Genomic DNA, 13,568 nt, shown 5'->3' on the forward strand with positions numbered 1-13,568 from the left:
GACCCCCGACGCCGGAAGTGCGGTCAGTGACCGCCTTCGCCGTGCGGCGGCTGGACGTCGCGGACCACGTCCTGGCGGCCGGCCAGGGCGGTGCCGTCGACCGGCGCGTTGATGGTGACCGACTTGGTGTCGATCGGCGCGTTGCGCGGCTGGCCGTTGGCGTTGCGTTCGAGGTCGTAGATCTCGAAGGTGAAGGTCAGTGGGGTGGTGAGCCCGGCGGCGACGGTATCGCCGGTGCCGGTCAGCTCCACGCCGATCCGCTCGATGCCGTCTTCCTTGGCCTGGGCCTCAGTCACGTTGGCCGGCACGCCGGCGTTCAGCACGCTGTTCGGCCGGATCAGGCCGGCGTTGCCGGGCGAGGCCGATCCGCTGTCGGAGTCGCCGGACGCGGAGAACTCGACCTTGCCCTGCTCGGCGGTGATGCCGGTGAGCTTGACCGTGCGGACCACGCTGTCGTTGGCGATGCTGAAGACCAGCTGGAAGGGGCCGCCGTCGCCGAAGACCTCGGCGGCCTTCTCCGACGGGTACATGATCTGCAGATTGCGGATGGCGATCGAGCCCGGCAGGACGGCCTGGTCGCCTTCCTGCTCCGGCGGATCCAGGGCGATGCTCCCGTAGGCGCCGTTGACGGCCGCGTCCTGATTGTTGGTCTGGGAGATCTTGCCCGAGCTGCACGCGGTGGAGCCCAGCGCGACCGCGATGCCGAATGCGCTGATCACGGTGCCTTTGGCGATGCGGCGGGTGGTCCGAGTGAAGACTGACACCTGAATCCTCCGAAATGTTCTCTACACGCACCCCGCGTGGTGCCGCGCGGCGCTTCACTACGCAGCGTAGTGGGCGGCGAGGGCAAAAGTCAGACGGGGTGGTCAGATTGGTCGGAAATCGGTTCCCCGCCACTCGTCTGCGGGCCGATGGCCAGGGGGGATCACCGGCTGACCGGTGCGGGCTCCGCGGGGGCGTCCCAAGGCTCTCAGTGCGCTGACCTGCACCGTCGAGAAGTTCGTCAGTGGGCGCGTGTTAGACTGGTAACACTCGAAAGGGGCAGGGAGCATTGAACTTTAAAGTTGGCGACACCGTTGTCTATCCACATCACGGTGCAGCTCGGGTTGAAGACATCGTCGTACGGACCATCAAAGGTGAAGAGGTTGAGTACCTGGTCCTGAAGGTAGCGGACGGTGACATGACAGTGCAGATCCCGTCCAGCAAGCTCGATTACGTCGGTGTGCGCGACGTCGTCGGTGCGGAGGGGCTCGACGAGGTTTTCGATGTGCTGCGTGCGCCGCACACCGAGGAGCCGACGAACTGGGCTCGCCGATTCAAGGCGAACCAGGAGAAGCTGATCTCCGGAGACATCATCAAGGTGTCCGAGATCGTGCGCGACCTCTGGCGTCGTGAGCAGGACCGCGGCCTGTCGGCGGGCGAGAAGCGCATGCTGACCCGCGCGCGGCGCGTGCTGGTCGACGAGCTGTCGCTGGCACAGGACACCGACGGCGAGCGCGCCGACATCATTCTCGATCAGATTCTGGCTGCGGCGTCCTGACCGCAGACCGCCGGGGGCGCGTCGTCGCCCTCATCCCGGCTGCGGGAATGGGTACCCGTTTGGGCCTCCCGCAGCCTAAGGCGTTCGTGGACGTAGCCGGTGCCACGCTGCTGAGCCGCAGCGTGGCGGCGGCCCGCGAGAGCGGCGTGGTGGACCAGGTGGTGGTGATCGTGCCGCCGGACCTGGTCGACGACGTGCGCGCCGACTACCCGCCCGGCGGATCGCCGGATGTGACCGTGGTGGCCGGCGGCGCCGAGCGCAGCGATTCGGTGCGCGCGGGACTGGCCGCCGCCGAAGACGGGACCGACCTGGTGCTGGTTCATGACGCCGCCCGGGCCCTGGTTCCCCCGGAACTGTTCCGCCGTGTGGTGACCGCCCTGTTGGACGGCGCCGAGGCGGTGGTGCCCGGACTGCCGGTCGCCGACACCCTCAAACGTGTGGACGGAGCCGGCCTGGTCCTCGGGACTCCGGACCGCAGTGAACTGCGGGCGGTGCAGACTCCGCAGGGCTTCTCCGCCGTTCTGCTGCGGCACGCGCACCGCGACGGCGCCGATGCCACCGACGATGCGGGCCTGATCGAGGCCCTCGGCGTCGACGTGCAGGTGGTGCCCGGCGATCATCGCGCCTTCAAGATCACCACGCCCTTCGACTTGGAGGTCGCGCGGTTGTTGCTGGGCGCCGGGAGCGAAGCGAGCGGGCCCGAGGTGCTGGGCGCCGGGAGCGAAGCGAGCGGGCCCGATGCGCTGGGCGCCGGGAGCGAAGCGAGTTCAGGAGAATCGTTGTGAGAGTGGGGATCGCCACCGACGTCCACGTGATCGAGTCCGGCCGGGACTGCTGGCTGGTCGGTCTGCTGTTCCCCGACGACGACGGGGCGGCCGGCCATTCCGACGGTGACGTCGGCATCCACGCGCTCTGCGATGCACTGCTGTCAGCGGCCGGCCTGGGCGATCTGGGGTCGGTCTTCGGGGTGGACCGCCCGGAATGGGCGGGGGTGACCGGTGCCCGCATGCTGGAGCATGTGGCGGCTCTACTCGGCGAGAACGGCTTCGCGCCGGTGAACGGCGCCGTGCAGGTGATCGGGAACCGGCCCAAGATCGGTCCGCGTCGCGCGGAGGCGCAGGAGGTGCTGTCGCAGCTGCTGGGGGCGCCGGTGTCGGTGTCGGCGACCACTACCGACGGCCTCGGGCTGACCGGCCGCGGCGAGGGCATCGCCGCGGTGGCCACGGCGCTGGTCGCGCTGAAGTAGGATCGCAGGTCGTGACTCTCCGCCTGTACGACACCGCGGCCCGCGAAATCCGCGAGTTCGTTCCGCTGCGCCCCGGCACCGCCACCGTGTACCTGTGCGGTGCCACCGTTCAGGGCATCCCGCACATCGGCCACGTGCGCAGCGGCATCGCCTTCGACGTGCTGCGCCGCTGGCTGGCCCACAGCGGGCTGGACGTGCTGTTCGTCCGCAACGTCACCGACATCGACGACAAGATCCTGCGCAAGGCCGCCGAGCACGACCGCCCCTGGTGGGAGTGGGCGGCGACGCACGAGCGCGAGTTCACCGCCGCCTACGACGCCCTCGGCGTGCTGCCGCCCTCGGCGGAGCCGCGTGCGACCGGCTTCATCACCCAGATGGTCGAGTACCTGGAGCGCCTGATCGACCGCGGGCACGCCTACACCGCCGACGGCAACATCTACTTCGACGTGCAGAGCCTGCCCGACTACGGCAGCCTCTCGCACCACAAGCTCGACGACGTCCACCAGGGCGAGAGCGCCGGTACCGGCAAGCGGGACCCGCGCGACTTCACGCTGTGGAAGGCCGCCAAGCCGGGGGAGCCGTCCTGGCCGACGCCGTGGGGCCCGGGGCGCCCGGGCTGGCACCTGGAGTGCTCGGCCATGGCCACCTCGCTGCTCGGCGGTGAGTTCGACATCCACTGCGGCGGAATGGATCTGATCTTCCCGCATCACGAGAACGAGATCGCCCAGAGTCACGGCGCCGGGGACGCCTTCGCCCGGTACTGGCTGCACAACGGCTGGGTCACCATGAGCGGCGAGAAGATGAGCAAGTCGCTGGGCAACGTGGTCTCCATCCCGGAGATGCTCAAGAAGGTCCGGCCGGTGGAGCTGCGCTACTACCTGGGCAGCGCCCACTACCGGTCCATGCTCGAGTACTCCGACGGCGCACTGGTGGAGGCCGCGGCCGGTTTTCGCCGCATCGAGTCCTTCGTGCACCGGGTCGCCGAGCGGGCCGGCGATGTCGAGGTCGGTGCGGTGACCGCGGACTTCGCGGCCGCACTCGACGACGACCTCGGTGTGCCCGCCGCCCTGGCGGTGGTGCACAACGCAGTCCGGGAAGGCAATACGGCGCTGGAAGCCGGCGACGGCGAGCGAGCCCGCGAGATCGCCGGGCAGGTGCGCGCCATGATGGGCATCCTCGGCACCGATCCGCTCGACCCGCGCTGGAACACCGCCGGCGGTGCCGGTGCCGGTGAGGCGGCGACCACAGCCCTCGATGTGCTGGTCGGTGCGGAGCTGGAGCGTCGTGCCACGGCCCGCGCGGCCAAGGACTGGGCGACCGCCGACGAGGTGCGTGACCGCCTGGCCGCGGCCGGCGTCGAAGTGACCGATACCCCCGACGGCGCCCAGTGGGCGCTGGGACAGAAGGACTCCTGATGGCCGGCAACTCCAAGCGCAAGGGCGCAGTCCGCAAAGACGGGACGAAGAAGGGCCAGGTGGTGGGCTCCGGCGGGCAGCGCCGCCGCGGCCTGGAGGCCCGCGGGGCCACCCCGAAGGCCGTCGACCGCACCTACCATCCGGCGCACAAGAAGGCGAAGGCGGCGGCCAAGTCCCGCGCGGTGGCCGGGCGCCAGCGCCGCAAGGACGACGGCCCCGAGTACGTGGTGGGCCGCAACCCCGTCGTGGAGTGCCTGCGCGCGGGCGTTCCCGCCACCGCGCTCTACGTGATGACGACGATCGACGCGGACGACCGCGTCCGCGAGGCGATCGCCGAGGCCGGTGACAAGGGCATCGCGATCCTGGAGGCGAGCAAGACCGAACTGGATCGCCTGACCGTCAACGGCCTGCACCAGGGGCTGGCGCTGCAGGTGCCCGAGTACAGCTACACCCACCCCGAGGACCTCCTCGCCGACGCGCTGGCCTCGCCGCACCCGCCGCTGCTGGTGGCGCTCGACAACATCACCGACCCGCGCAACCTGGGCGCGGTGATCCGCAGCGTCGCCGCCTTCGGCGGACAGGGCGTGCTGATCCCGCAGCGGCGCAGCGCCAGCGTCACCGCAGTGGCCTGGCGCACCAGCGCCGGCGCGGCCGCCCGGCTGCCCGTCGCGCAGGCCCCGAACCTCACCCGCACCCTGGTCGACTGGGCCAAGGCCGGCTGCCAGATCGTCGGCCTGGACGCCGACGGCGACGTGACCCTCGACGACTACGACGGCACCGGTCCCACCGTGATCGTGGTGGGCTCGGAAGGCAAGGGCCTGTCCCGGCTGGTCCGCGAGACCTGCGATTCGGTGCTGTCGATCCCGATGGCGGGCAACGTGGAGAGCCTGAACGCCTCGGTGGCCGCGGGCGTGGTGCTGGCCGACTTCGCGCGCCAGCGCCGTATCGCCGGCGTCTGACCCCGCGGGTCGCTACAGCGGCATCTCCTCCGGCGGCAGCAGTTGCGATCGCCGGGCTTTGGCGCGCGAGCGGCTGGTCAACAGGGCGTCGGTGGTGAGCACCAGCAGGGCCAGCCACACGATCCCGAAACCGATCCACCGGGCCTGTGAGACGTGCTCGCCCAGCAGCGTCACCGCGCAGACCAGCTGGATAACCGGGGTGATGAACTGGATCAGGCCGACCGTGGACAGCGGAATGCGCCGCGCGGCGGCGGCGAACAGCAGCAGCGGCACCGCCGTCGCCACACCGCTGAACACCAGCAGGCCGGTGTGCACCGGTCCCTGCGTCCCGAACGACAACCCCGTCCCGACGCCGATCACGACCAGGATCAGCGCAGCGACCGGCAGCAGGATCAGCGTCTCCAGGGTGAGACTGTGCAGGGCGGGCAGGGTGGCTCCCACCTTGTTCTTCACCAGCCCGTAGAGCGCGAACGACGTCGCCAGCGTCAGCGCGGTGAGTGGGAAGGCCCCGCCGGCGACGGACAGGTAGATCGCCGCCACCGCGCCGATGGCGACGGCCGCCCACTGCAGCGCCCGGAGGCGTTCGCGCAGCACCACCACGCCCAGCGCCACCGTCATCAGCGGGTTCAGGAAGTAGCCGAGGGCCGCGTCGCTGGTGTGCCCGGAGGTCACCGCGGCCACGTACACCACCCAGTTGATGCCGATGAGGATCGCGGCGGCGGTGACGCCCAGCATCAGCTTCTTCCGGCGGAGCAGCGGCGGCAGCCACGACCAGTCGCGGCCGATCCCCAGGATGATCAGGCACAGCACCGCCGTCCAGACGATCCGGTTGGCCAGGATCTCCCAGGGGCCGGTGGGCCGCAGAGCGTCGAAGTAGAGCGGGAACAGCCCCCAGATTCCGTACGCGCCGAAGCCCGCGGCGATCCCGCGGGCGGATTCGGCGGCGAAGCGCCGGCGGATCATCGGGCGCGCACGCTGATACCGGCGCCGGCCAGTGCCTCCCGGACCGCTCGCGCATGACCCACCGCGCCGGGGGTGTCCCCGTGCAGACAGATCGAGTCGGCGCGCACCGCGATCTGCGAGCCGTCGACCGCGGTGATGTGCCCCGAGGTGACCAGTCCGACGACGCGCCGGGCCACCGCGGCCGAGTCGGTGAGCTCGGCTCCGGCCTCGGTGCGCGGCACCAGGGTGCCGGCCGGCGTGTAGGCGCGGTCGGCGAAGGCCTCGGTGAGCACCGGGATCCCGGCCGTGCGCGCCAAATCGATCGCCACCGAACCCGGCAGCGACATCAGGGGCAGGCCGGCCTCGGCGACGGCGCTCACCACGGCCTGCGCCTGGCCGCGGTGGTGCACGATCGCGTTGTAGAGGGCGCCGTGCGGTTTGACGTAGTCGACGGTGCCGCCGACCGAGCGGGCGATCGCGCTGAGGGCGCCGATCTGGAACAGCACGTCGGCGATCAGGTCGTCGGGCTCCACTTCCATGAACCGCCGGCCGAAGCCTTCGCGATCGGGGTAGGAGACCTGCGCGCCGATCCGCACGCCCGCGGCGACGGCCTGCTCGCAGGTGCGGCGCAGCAGCAGCGGGGTGCCGGCGTGGAAGCCGCACGCCACGTTCGCGCTGGAGACCAGCCGCACCATCGCCGCATCGTCGCCGACGCCCTCGCCGAGGTCGGCGTTCAGATCCACCACGCTCGGCGAACCGGCGGGCCGAGGGGCGGAATGGGCGGGGACGGACATGGCTCCATGGTAGGTCGGCGGCATCGGCTCGGCGCTGCGGCGTTAGGGTCGGGTGCATGGCACAGATGGACACCCTTGTCGCTACCGCCGAAGGTCGGGTCGACGGGAAGCGGGGGCGTCGCAGCCGCCGGGGGACGATCGGCTGGTTCGGTATCCCGTACGCGGCACCACCGGTGGGCCCGCTGCGATTGCGGGCACCGCAGCCGGTGACGCCGTGGGACGACACCCTCGAGTGCCACGACTACGGTCCGGTCCCGATTCAGGAGAAGCTGTTCACCGCGCGCGGCAACGGCCGATATCAGCCGCGCAGCGAGGACTGCCTCACCCTGAACGTCTTCGCCCCGGACGGCGTCTCGGCCACCCCGCGCCCGGTGATGGTCTTCAACTACGGTGGCGCCTACATCCTCGGCGGCTCGTCGACGCCCATCTACGACGGAGCCTTCCTGGCCCGCGCCCGCGACGTGATCGTGGTGACCGTCAACTACCGGTTCGGGCCGCTCGGGTTCCTGGATCTGAGCGACTACTCGACGCCCGAGCGGCCGTTCGACACCAACTGCGGCCTGCGGGACATGGTCGCCGGGCTCGAATGGGTGCAGCGCAACATCGCGGCCTTCGGCGGCGATCCCGAGCGGGTGACCGTCTTCGGTGAGAGCGCCGGCGGGGCCGCGGTGCTGACGCTGCTGTCCACCCCGGCGGCGGAGGGCCTGTTCTCTCGGGCGATCTCGCAGAGTCCGGCCGCCGACCTGGTGGTGCACCGCGACAACGCCGAGATCCTCGCCGACGAATTCCTCCGCCAGGTGGTCGACCCGGATCGGCGCAGCGGCCCCGAGCGCACCGAGCCGCGCCTGGATGCGGCGGAGGTGGCGCGCATCGTCGACGAAGCGGGCCCGTACGACCTGCATGCCGCGGGTAATCGGTTGCTCAGCTTCAGTAAGCACGCGCAGCTGTCGGATCCGATGCCCTTCGCCCCGGTGATCGACGGCGACTATCTGCCGCAGTCCCCGGTGGAAGCGGCCCTGGCCGGACGTACGCACCGGGTGCCGCTGATCACCGGCAGCAACCTCGACGAGGGAGAGCTGTTCGCGCGCTTCTGGAACATCCTGCCCGAGCCGACCCACCACCTGGTCGGCGTGCACGACCCGGAGGTGCGCGAGGAACTGTCGCGGCTGTACCCGGGCACCCGCGACGAAGTCCGGCTGGCCGCCGACGCGGTGTTCTGGATTCCGACGACGATCTTCGCCGAGAACCACGCCAAGCATTCACCGACTTACGTCTACCGGTACGACTACGCGGTCCGGGTCCTCAAGGCGAGCGGGATCGGTGCCACGCACGCCACCGAATTGCTGGCCGTCTTCGGCATCTACCGCCATCCGATCGGCGCCGGTCTGGCGCTGGCGGGCAGCTGGGGCTCCACCAAACGCATCACCGCCACCATGCAGTCGCTGTGGACCTGGTTCGCCCGGACCGGGGAACCGGCGCCGAGCTGGCCGCGGTACAGCATCGCCGACCGGCGCGTGCTGGTGATCGACGACCCGGTGCGCGTGGAACTCGATCCGGACGGGCCGCGCCGGGCGGCCTGGGAGCGCGTGCACCTGGAGTTGCGGCGGTCGTGAGCCGCCGGCGAACACTGCGGGCGGCGGCGGTGCTGCTGGCCGCCGCAGCGGTCCTGGTCGGCTGCGGCGACGACCCCGCCCCGGAGGTGCCGACCCGCTCGCCGAGTCTCCCGGTGTCATCGCCCACGACGCCCTCGACGGCCGAATCGTCCGTCACCGAGGAGTCGGCCCCGCCGACCCTGCCGCCGCCGTACGTCGAGGCGACCGAGTGGGTGCAGACGCAGGTGGGCCCCAGTCTGCAGATCCATCCGACGCAGGCAGGCCGCACGGTGAGCGGCGACGGCGTCGAGGACACCGCCTGGGAAGAAGTCCTGGCGCTGAGCCCGGACGCCGACACCCCGGGCATGCGCGCCCAGTTCGACTGCCACTGGTCGTTCGCGCGGCTGGTGGAACCGGACAAGCCGAGCTGGAATCTGGAACCGGGCCGCCCGGTGGTCAGCGATGCGGACATGATCGCCGCTCGCTGCAACCCCGGCTTCGCCGAGGAGAACTAGCCCGCGAGCAAGTCCGCGGATCGGGCCCACGGGTCGTTTGCCTGTGCAACTATTCCGTCATCTGATGTCGTTCGAACAGGGGACACGATGCGGAATGCTGCGCGGGGCTTCGTCTGTGCTCTCGCCGTCGCCGGCCTCGCGATCGGCGGCGGGGTGTTCGGCGGACCCGCGGCAGCCGCACCGACCGACGAGCTGTCCGCGAAGCGCGCCGAGTTGGACGCCTACCGTGCCGCGGGCTCGCTGGAACTGTCGTTTCCCGGCCTGCCGTGGCCCGCGACGCTGCCGCCCCCGTACATCGACCGCGTCGAGTGGGCCCAGACCCCGGCCGGACCGAGCCTGCCGGTCTATCCGACGGCCGCGGGCCGCCGGGTCACCGGCTGGGGCGTGCCGCAGGCGGCCTGGCGGGAGGTGCTGGCCTTGGACGCCGACGGGAACACCGCGGGCATGCGGGCGCAGTTCGACTGCCACTGGGTGTTCGCCCGGCTGGTGGAGCCCGGCAAGCCGAGCTGGAACCTGGAACCCGGGCGTCCGGTGGTGGGGCCGCTGGAGATGATCGCCACCGCCTGCAACCCCGGCTCAGCTGCGAGCGCGCATGCCGACGGCCCGGCAGATCAGGTAGATGATGAATGAGATGGTGGTGACCAGCACCGACACCGGCAGTTCCGGTGCCAGCGACAGGATCAGGCCGCCGACGGCGGCGATCTCGGCGAAGACCACCGACAGCATCACCTGACGCAACGGCGACGCGGTGAGCCGGCCCGCGGCGGCGGCCGGGGTGATCAGCAGGGACATCACCAGCAGGGCGCCGATGATCTGCACGCCCTGGGCGGCGGCCAGGCCGACCAGGATCGCGAAGACCACCGACAGCAGGCGCATCGGCACGCCGGTGGCCGTGGCCACCCGCGGGTCGAGGGAGGCGAACAGCAGCGGCCGGTAGATCAGCGCGAGCACGGCGATCACCACGGCCGCGGTGATCGCGACGGCCACCAGCCCCGACTTGCCGACGCTGACCACCTGTCCGGTCAGCAGCGCGAAACCGGTGCCGGCCCGGCCGTACAGGTGCAGGAAGAGCACACCGAGACCGAGGCCGAAGGCCATCACGACGCCGATCACCGAGTCGCGCTCGCGGGCGCGGTTGCCCAGCCAGCCGAAGACCGCCGCGGCCAGGACCGCACCGATCACCCCGCCCAGGTTCACGCTGAACCCCAGCAGCAGTGCGGCGGCGGCGCCGGTGAACGACAGCTCGGCGGCGCCGTGCACCGCGAAACTCATCTGCCGGGCCACGATCATCGGTCCCAGCAAGCCGCCGACCAGGCCCAACAGCGCCAGCGCGACCAGCGACTGCTGCACGAAGGTGCGCGACAGCAGATCTGCGGTCTGGGAGAAGTTCCAGAAGTCGCCCATCGGGGAGGCGAGCACCGTCGTCATCGAGTGATCACCCAGGTGGGGTCGTGGTCGTCGTAGGTGTGCTCGGCGCAGTGGTGGTGTTCGCCGTCGCCGCCGAGCACCACCAGGCGCCCGGCCACCTCGGCCACGTCCACCCGGCTGCCGTACAGCTCCGACAGCGTCGCCGAGTTCATCACCTCGGCGACGGTGCCGATGCGGAACCGGCCGTCGACCAGGTACAGGACGCGGTCGACGAACGGCAGCACCGGGTTGATCTCGTGCGTGACGAACAGGATCGCGGTGTCGTGGGTGCGGCGGCGGGTGTCGAGCAGGTCGACGACGGTGCGCTGATTGCGCAAGTCCAGGCTCGCCAGCGGCTCGTCGCACAGCAGCACCGACGGATCGTTGGTGAGCGCCTGTGCCATCCGAAGCCGCTGCTGCTCCCCGCCGGACAGCAGCCCGAAGGGGCGGTCGACGAAGTCCTGCGCGCCCACCTCGGCCACGGCCGCGTCCACGCGCTGGGTGCGTCGGCGCCAGCCGCGCAGGCCGATGCCCCAGGCGCTGCCGTCGATGCCGAAGCCCACCAGGTCCCGGCCGCGCAGCGCCATGGTGTCGGCGTCGTCGGCGTGCTGCTGCGGGACGTACCCGAGCCGGCCGTGCACGCTCAGCGTCCCGCCGGACAGCGGGACCTGCCCCAGGATGGCGCGCAGCAGGGTGGTCTTGCCCGAGCCGTTGGGGCCCAGCACGGCGATGAATTCGCCGGGGGTCACCTTCAGGTCCAGGTCACTCCACAGCAGGCGGTCGCCGATGGCGAGGGTGGCGTCGGTGAGCTCGACGGCGGGGGTGGGCTGATCGCTCATGCGTTGAGGGCTTGCTCCAGTTGCTCGATCTGCGCCGACTGCCAGGCCAGGTAGTCGGTGACGCCGCTGGGCAGCGACTCGGTCAGTTCTACCACCGGGACGTTCGACCGGCGGGCGATCTGCAGCACCGTCTGGGTCGCCGGGTCGACGGCCTGGGTGTTGTAGAGCAGCGCGGCGGCCTTGCGGTTCTGCAGCAGATCGGTGAACGTCGCGACGTCGGCGGCCGACGGCGACTGCCCGTTCTCCACGGCCGCAGTGAACGCCGGCGGAGCGATGTCGACCAGCCCGGCTTCGTCGAGCAGGTACGACGACAGCGGCTCGGTGGCGGCGACGTCGGTGCCGTCGTGCGCCTTCTTGATGGCGGCCAGTCGGCCGCGGAGCTCGCTGATGCCCTCGTTGAAGGCGACGGCGTTGTCGCGGTAGTACTGCGCGTTCATCGGCGAGACCTCGGCGAGGGCGTCGGCGGTCTTATCGGCCACCTGGCCCACCAGGGCGAGGTCGTAGAAGACGTGCTCGTTGGCCCCGTCGTGCGAGTGGTTGTGACCGGCGTGCTCATCCGCGTGCTCGTCCTCGTCGCCGGCCTCGTGGTCGTGGTCGTGGCCGCCGAGGCTCTCCACGCCGCCGGGCAGCAGGGAGGCGGCGTTCACCTGGAGCGCGCGCGACGACTCGGCCGCGGTCTCCACGTAGGCGTCGTAGTGCCCGCCGTTGTAGACCAGGACGTCGGCGTCCTCGATCTTGGCGGTGTCGGCCATCGACGGCTCGAACTCGTGCGGGTCGGCGCCGGGACTGTTGAACAGGGAGGTCACCTCGGCGTGCTCGCCGCCGACCGCCGCGGCCACCGAGCCCCAGACGTCGGTGGAGGCGACGACGCTCGGGTGATCTGTCTCGCGGGGCCCGTCGTCGGAGGAGCAGGCGACGGCGGCCAGGGCCGTCGCCGCGACCAGCGTGGTCGCGGCCAGGCTGCGCAGTGTGCCGCGGCGGTTGGGGGAGGTGCGCATGGGGCTGGGGGACCTTCCGAAGACTATTGACAATCGTTACCGAAAGAAGTCTACGGTCGGTCGCGGCCGGTAACTAATACGCCGCCGCGCATGAATACCCGTCCGCCTCCGGTCCGCCGCGACACGGAACCGGGACACCGGGGGCGACGTCAGCCGTGCGGGAGGAAGGGCACGTAAGCGGGCCGGCGGACGTAGTGGCCCGCCGCCCAGACGATGCCGTCCGGGTCGACGGCGAAGTCGCCGAACCGGGCCAGCAACTCGGTCAGCGCGACTCGCGCCTGCATGCGGGCCGCCGCCGCTCCCAGGCAGTGATGATGTCCGTGGCTGAAGGTCAGCAGGTTCCGCGGCTTGCGGCCGACGTCGAGCCGTTCGGCGTCGGAGCCGTACTCGTCCGGGTCGCGGTTGGCCGCGCCGTAGCAGAGCAGCACTTTGCGTCCGGCCGGGATCGTCACCGGACCGGACGGGGTGTCCGGATAGGTCACCGCGCGAGTGGTGGTGCGCGCCAGCCCCTGCACCGGGGAGGTCAGACGCAGCAGTTCCTCCACCGCGTCGCCGATCCGCTCGGGTTCGGCGACCAGCAGCCGGCGCTGGTCCGGGTTCTGGTGCAGCAGGGCCAGGCTCCCGCCGAGGAGTCCTGTGGTGGTGTCGTTGCCGCCGGCGACCATCGTGAAGGTGAACGCCAGGATCGACAGCAGGCCGTGCGGGTCGTCGTCGGCCGTCCCCGCCTGGACCAGTTGCGAGACGGTGTCCTCGCCGGGGTGCCGCCGCCGGAAGTCGACCAGATCGGCGAAGTAGCCGGCCATCTCGGCGGTGGCCGCGGCCGCGCCGGTGGCGGCCGCGCCCGGGCCGCCCGACGATGTGGCCCCGACGATCGCCTCGGTCCACTCGTCGAACTTGGGGCGGTCGGACTCGGGGACGCCCAGATAGTGGGCCACCACCATCGACGGCAGCGGTTTGAGTAGCGTGCCGACGATGTCGGCCGGGGTGCCGGGCGGGGTGTGGGCGAGGGCGTCGAGCCGCTCGGTGACGAACGCCCGCACCTGCGGCTCCAGGACGGTCACCTGCCGCGGGGTGAAGCCGCGGGCCACCAGCCGCCGGAACGCGGTGTGCGCGGGCGGGTCCTGCATCACCAGCGGTGGATGGTCGGCCATGCCGATCGCCTCGATCTCGCCGTAGGTGACGGTCAGTCCCTGCGCCGACGAGAAGGTCTCGGCGTCGGAGGCGGCGGCCATCACGTCCCGATGCCGGGTGAGCACCCAGTAGTCGCCGTCGGCGACGTGGTGGACCGGGTCGCCGGTGCGCAGGGCTGCGTACATGCCGA

At 71.3% G+C, this 13,568-nt stretch carries 15 protein-coding genes; 8 read left to right on the forward strand and 7 right to left on the reverse strand.

Annotated features, from left to right (window positions below; all coding sequences use genetic code 11):
* Nucleotides 1–23: 23 nt before the first annotated feature.
* Nucleotides 24–764, reverse strand: coding sequence for a copper-binding protein (locus ABD732_RS02940; RefSeq protein ID WP_344780451.1), 741 nt, complete (start codon nt 762–764; stop codon nt 24–26).
* Between the two features lie 287 nt (nt 765–1,051).
* Between ABD732_RS02940 and ABD732_RS02945 the strand changes: the two genes are divergently transcribed.
* Genes ABD732_RS02945 through rlmB form a run of 5 tightly spaced genes read left to right on the forward strand, consistent with a single transcriptional unit; the run spans nt 1,052 to nt 5,160 of the window.
* Complete coding sequence (locus ABD732_RS02945; RefSeq protein WP_344780453.1) at nt 1,052–1,540, forward strand: CarD family transcriptional regulator; 489 nt, start codon at nt 1,052–1,054, stop codon at nt 1,538–1,540.
* The gene (gene ispD / locus ABD732_RS02950; protein ID WP_344781244.1) at nt 1,537–2,325 is read left to right on the forward strand and encodes a 2-C-methyl-D-erythritol 4-phosphate cytidylyltransferase; all 789 of its coding nucleotides are present in this window, start codon (nt 1,537–1,539) and stop codon (nt 2,323–2,325) included. The genes ABD732_RS02945 and ispD overlap by 4 nt, the downstream gene beginning before the upstream one ends.
* Nucleotides 2,322–2,786, forward strand: coding sequence for a 2-C-methyl-D-erythritol 2,4-cyclodiphosphate synthase (gene ispF / locus ABD732_RS02955; protein ID WP_344780456.1), 465 nt, complete (start codon nt 2,322–2,324; stop codon nt 2,784–2,786). The genes ispD and ispF overlap by 4 nt, the downstream gene beginning before the upstream one ends.
* 11 nt (nt 2,787–2,797) lie before the next feature.
* Nucleotides 2,798–4,201 (forward strand): cysteine--tRNA ligase, encoded by a 1,404-nt coding sequence (gene cysS / locus ABD732_RS02960; RefSeq protein WP_344780458.1) that lies wholly within the window; start codon nt 2,798–2,800, stop codon nt 4,199–4,201.
* Nucleotides 4,201–5,160 carry a 23S rRNA (guanosine(2251)-2'-O)-methyltransferase RlmB gene (gene rlmB / locus ABD732_RS02965; protein ID WP_344780460.1) on the forward strand — a complete coding sequence of 320 codons (960 nt, stop codon included), beginning with the start codon at nt 4,201–4,203 and terminating at the stop codon, nt 5,158–5,160. The genes cysS and rlmB overlap by 1 nt, the downstream gene beginning before the upstream one ends.
* A 12-nt stretch (nt 5,161–5,172) precedes the next feature.
* Here rlmB and rarD read toward each other — a convergent pair whose 3' ends face one another.
* Both rarD and ABD732_RS02975 read right to left on the reverse strand, forming a co-directional pair.
* Nucleotides 5,173–6,123, reverse strand: a complete 951-nt coding sequence (rarD, locus tag ABD732_RS02970) for an EamA family transporter RarD (protein WP_344780463.1) — start codon at nt 6,121–6,123, stop codon at nt 5,173–5,175.
* Nucleotides 6,120–6,896: a LamB/YcsF family protein gene (locus tag ABD732_RS02975; protein ID WP_344780465.1), complete on the reverse strand. Its 777-nt coding sequence runs from the start codon at nt 6,894–6,896 to the stop codon at nt 6,120–6,122. The genes rarD and ABD732_RS02975 overlap by 4 nt, the downstream gene beginning before the upstream one ends.
* A gap of 56 nt (nt 6,897–6,952) precedes the next feature.
* Here ABD732_RS02975 and ABD732_RS02980 point away from each other — a divergent pair, with 56 nt between their 5' ends.
* The 3 genes from ABD732_RS02980 (at nt 6,953) to ABD732_RS02990 (ending at nt 9,633) form a co-directional block, all read left to right on the forward strand.
* Nucleotides 6,953–8,509: a carboxylesterase/lipase family protein gene (locus ABD732_RS02980; RefSeq protein WP_344780467.1), complete on the forward strand. Its 1,557-nt coding sequence runs from the start codon at nt 6,953–6,955 to the stop codon at nt 8,507–8,509.
* Nucleotides 8,506–9,003, forward strand: a complete 498-nt coding sequence (locus ABD732_RS02985; protein ID WP_344780469.1) for a DUF2599 domain-containing protein — start codon at nt 8,506–8,508, stop codon at nt 9,001–9,003. The genes ABD732_RS02980 and ABD732_RS02985 overlap by 4 nt, the downstream gene beginning before the upstream one ends.
* 87 nt (nt 9,004–9,090) lie before the next feature.
* Nucleotides 9,091–9,633: a DUF2599 domain-containing protein gene (locus ABD732_RS02990; RefSeq protein ID WP_344780471.1), complete on the forward strand. Its 543-nt coding sequence runs from the start codon at nt 9,091–9,093 to the stop codon at nt 9,631–9,633.
* Here the strand turns inward: ABD732_RS02990 and ABD732_RS02995 are convergent.
* From ABD732_RS02995 to ABD732_RS03010, 4 genes are all read right to left on the reverse strand, one after another.
* The gene (locus ABD732_RS02995; RefSeq protein ID WP_344780473.1) at nt 9,580–10,431 is read right to left on the reverse strand and encodes a metal ABC transporter permease; all 852 of its coding nucleotides are present in this window, start codon (nt 10,429–10,431) and stop codon (nt 9,580–9,582) included. The genes ABD732_RS02990 and ABD732_RS02995 overlap by 54 nt on opposite strands.
* A complete protein-coding gene (locus ABD732_RS03000; protein ID WP_344780475.1) occupies nt 10,428–11,249 on the reverse strand; it encodes a metal ABC transporter ATP-binding protein in 822 nt (273 codons plus the stop codon). Before ABD732_RS03000 ends, ABD732_RS02995 begins: the two co-directional genes overlap by 4 nt.
* Nucleotides 11,246–12,247, reverse strand: a complete 1,002-nt coding sequence (locus tag ABD732_RS03005) for a metal ABC transporter solute-binding protein, Zn/Mn family (RefSeq protein ID WP_344780477.1) — start codon at nt 12,245–12,247, stop codon at nt 11,246–11,248. The genes ABD732_RS03000 and ABD732_RS03005 overlap by 4 nt, the downstream gene beginning before the upstream one ends.
* A 149-nt stretch (nt 12,248–12,396) precedes the next feature.
* A complete protein-coding gene (locus tag ABD732_RS03010) occupies nt 12,397–13,563 on the reverse strand; it encodes a cytochrome P450 (protein WP_344781246.1) in 1,167 nt (388 codons plus the stop codon).
* Nucleotides 13,564–13,568 lie beyond the last annotated feature (5 nt).

It is taken from the genome of Gordonia caeni, from assembly GCF_039537105.1.
GTDB lineage: Bacteria > Actinomycetota > Actinomycetes > Mycobacteriales > Mycobacteriaceae > Gordonia > Gordonia caeni.

What these genes read in the sequence shown, in the direction of transcription:
- rlmB (WP_344780460.1), top strand. Translation starts at nt 4,201, where the DNA reads ATGGCCGGCAACTCCAAGCGCAAGGGCGCAGTCCGCAAAGACGGGACG.
- rarD (WP_344780463.1), bottom strand. Translation starts at nt 6,123, where the DNA reads ATGATCCGCCGGCGCTTCGCCGCCGAATCCGCCCGCGGGATCGCCGCG.
- ABD732_RS02975 (WP_344780465.1), bottom strand. Translation starts at nt 6,896, where the DNA reads ATGTCCGTCCCCGCCCATTCCGCCCCTCGGCCCGCCGGTTCGCCGAGC.
- ABD732_RS02980 (WP_344780467.1), top strand. Translation starts at nt 6,953, where the DNA reads ATGGCACAGATGGACACCCTTGTCGCTACCGCCGAAGGTCGGGTCGAC.
- ABD732_RS02990 (WP_344780471.1), top strand. Translation starts at nt 9,091, where the DNA reads ATGCGGAATGCTGCGCGGGGCTTCGTCTGTGCTCTCGCCGTCGCCGGC.
- ABD732_RS02995 (WP_344780473.1), bottom strand. Translation starts at nt 10,431, where the DNA reads ATGACGACGGTGCTCGCCTCCCCGATGGGCGACTTCTGGAACTTCTCC.
- ABD732_RS03000 (WP_344780475.1), bottom strand. Translation starts at nt 11,249, where the DNA reads ATGAGCGATCAGCCCACCCCCGCCGTCGAGCTCACCGACGCCACCCTC.
- ABD732_RS03005 (WP_344780477.1), bottom strand. Translation starts at nt 12,247, where the DNA reads ATGCGCACCTCCCCCAACCGCCGCGGCACACTGCGCAGCCTGGCCGCG.
- ABD732_RS03010 (WP_344781246.1), bottom strand. Translation starts at nt 13,563, where the DNA reads ATGTACGCAGCCCTGCGCACCGGCGACCCGGTCCACCACGTCGCCGAC.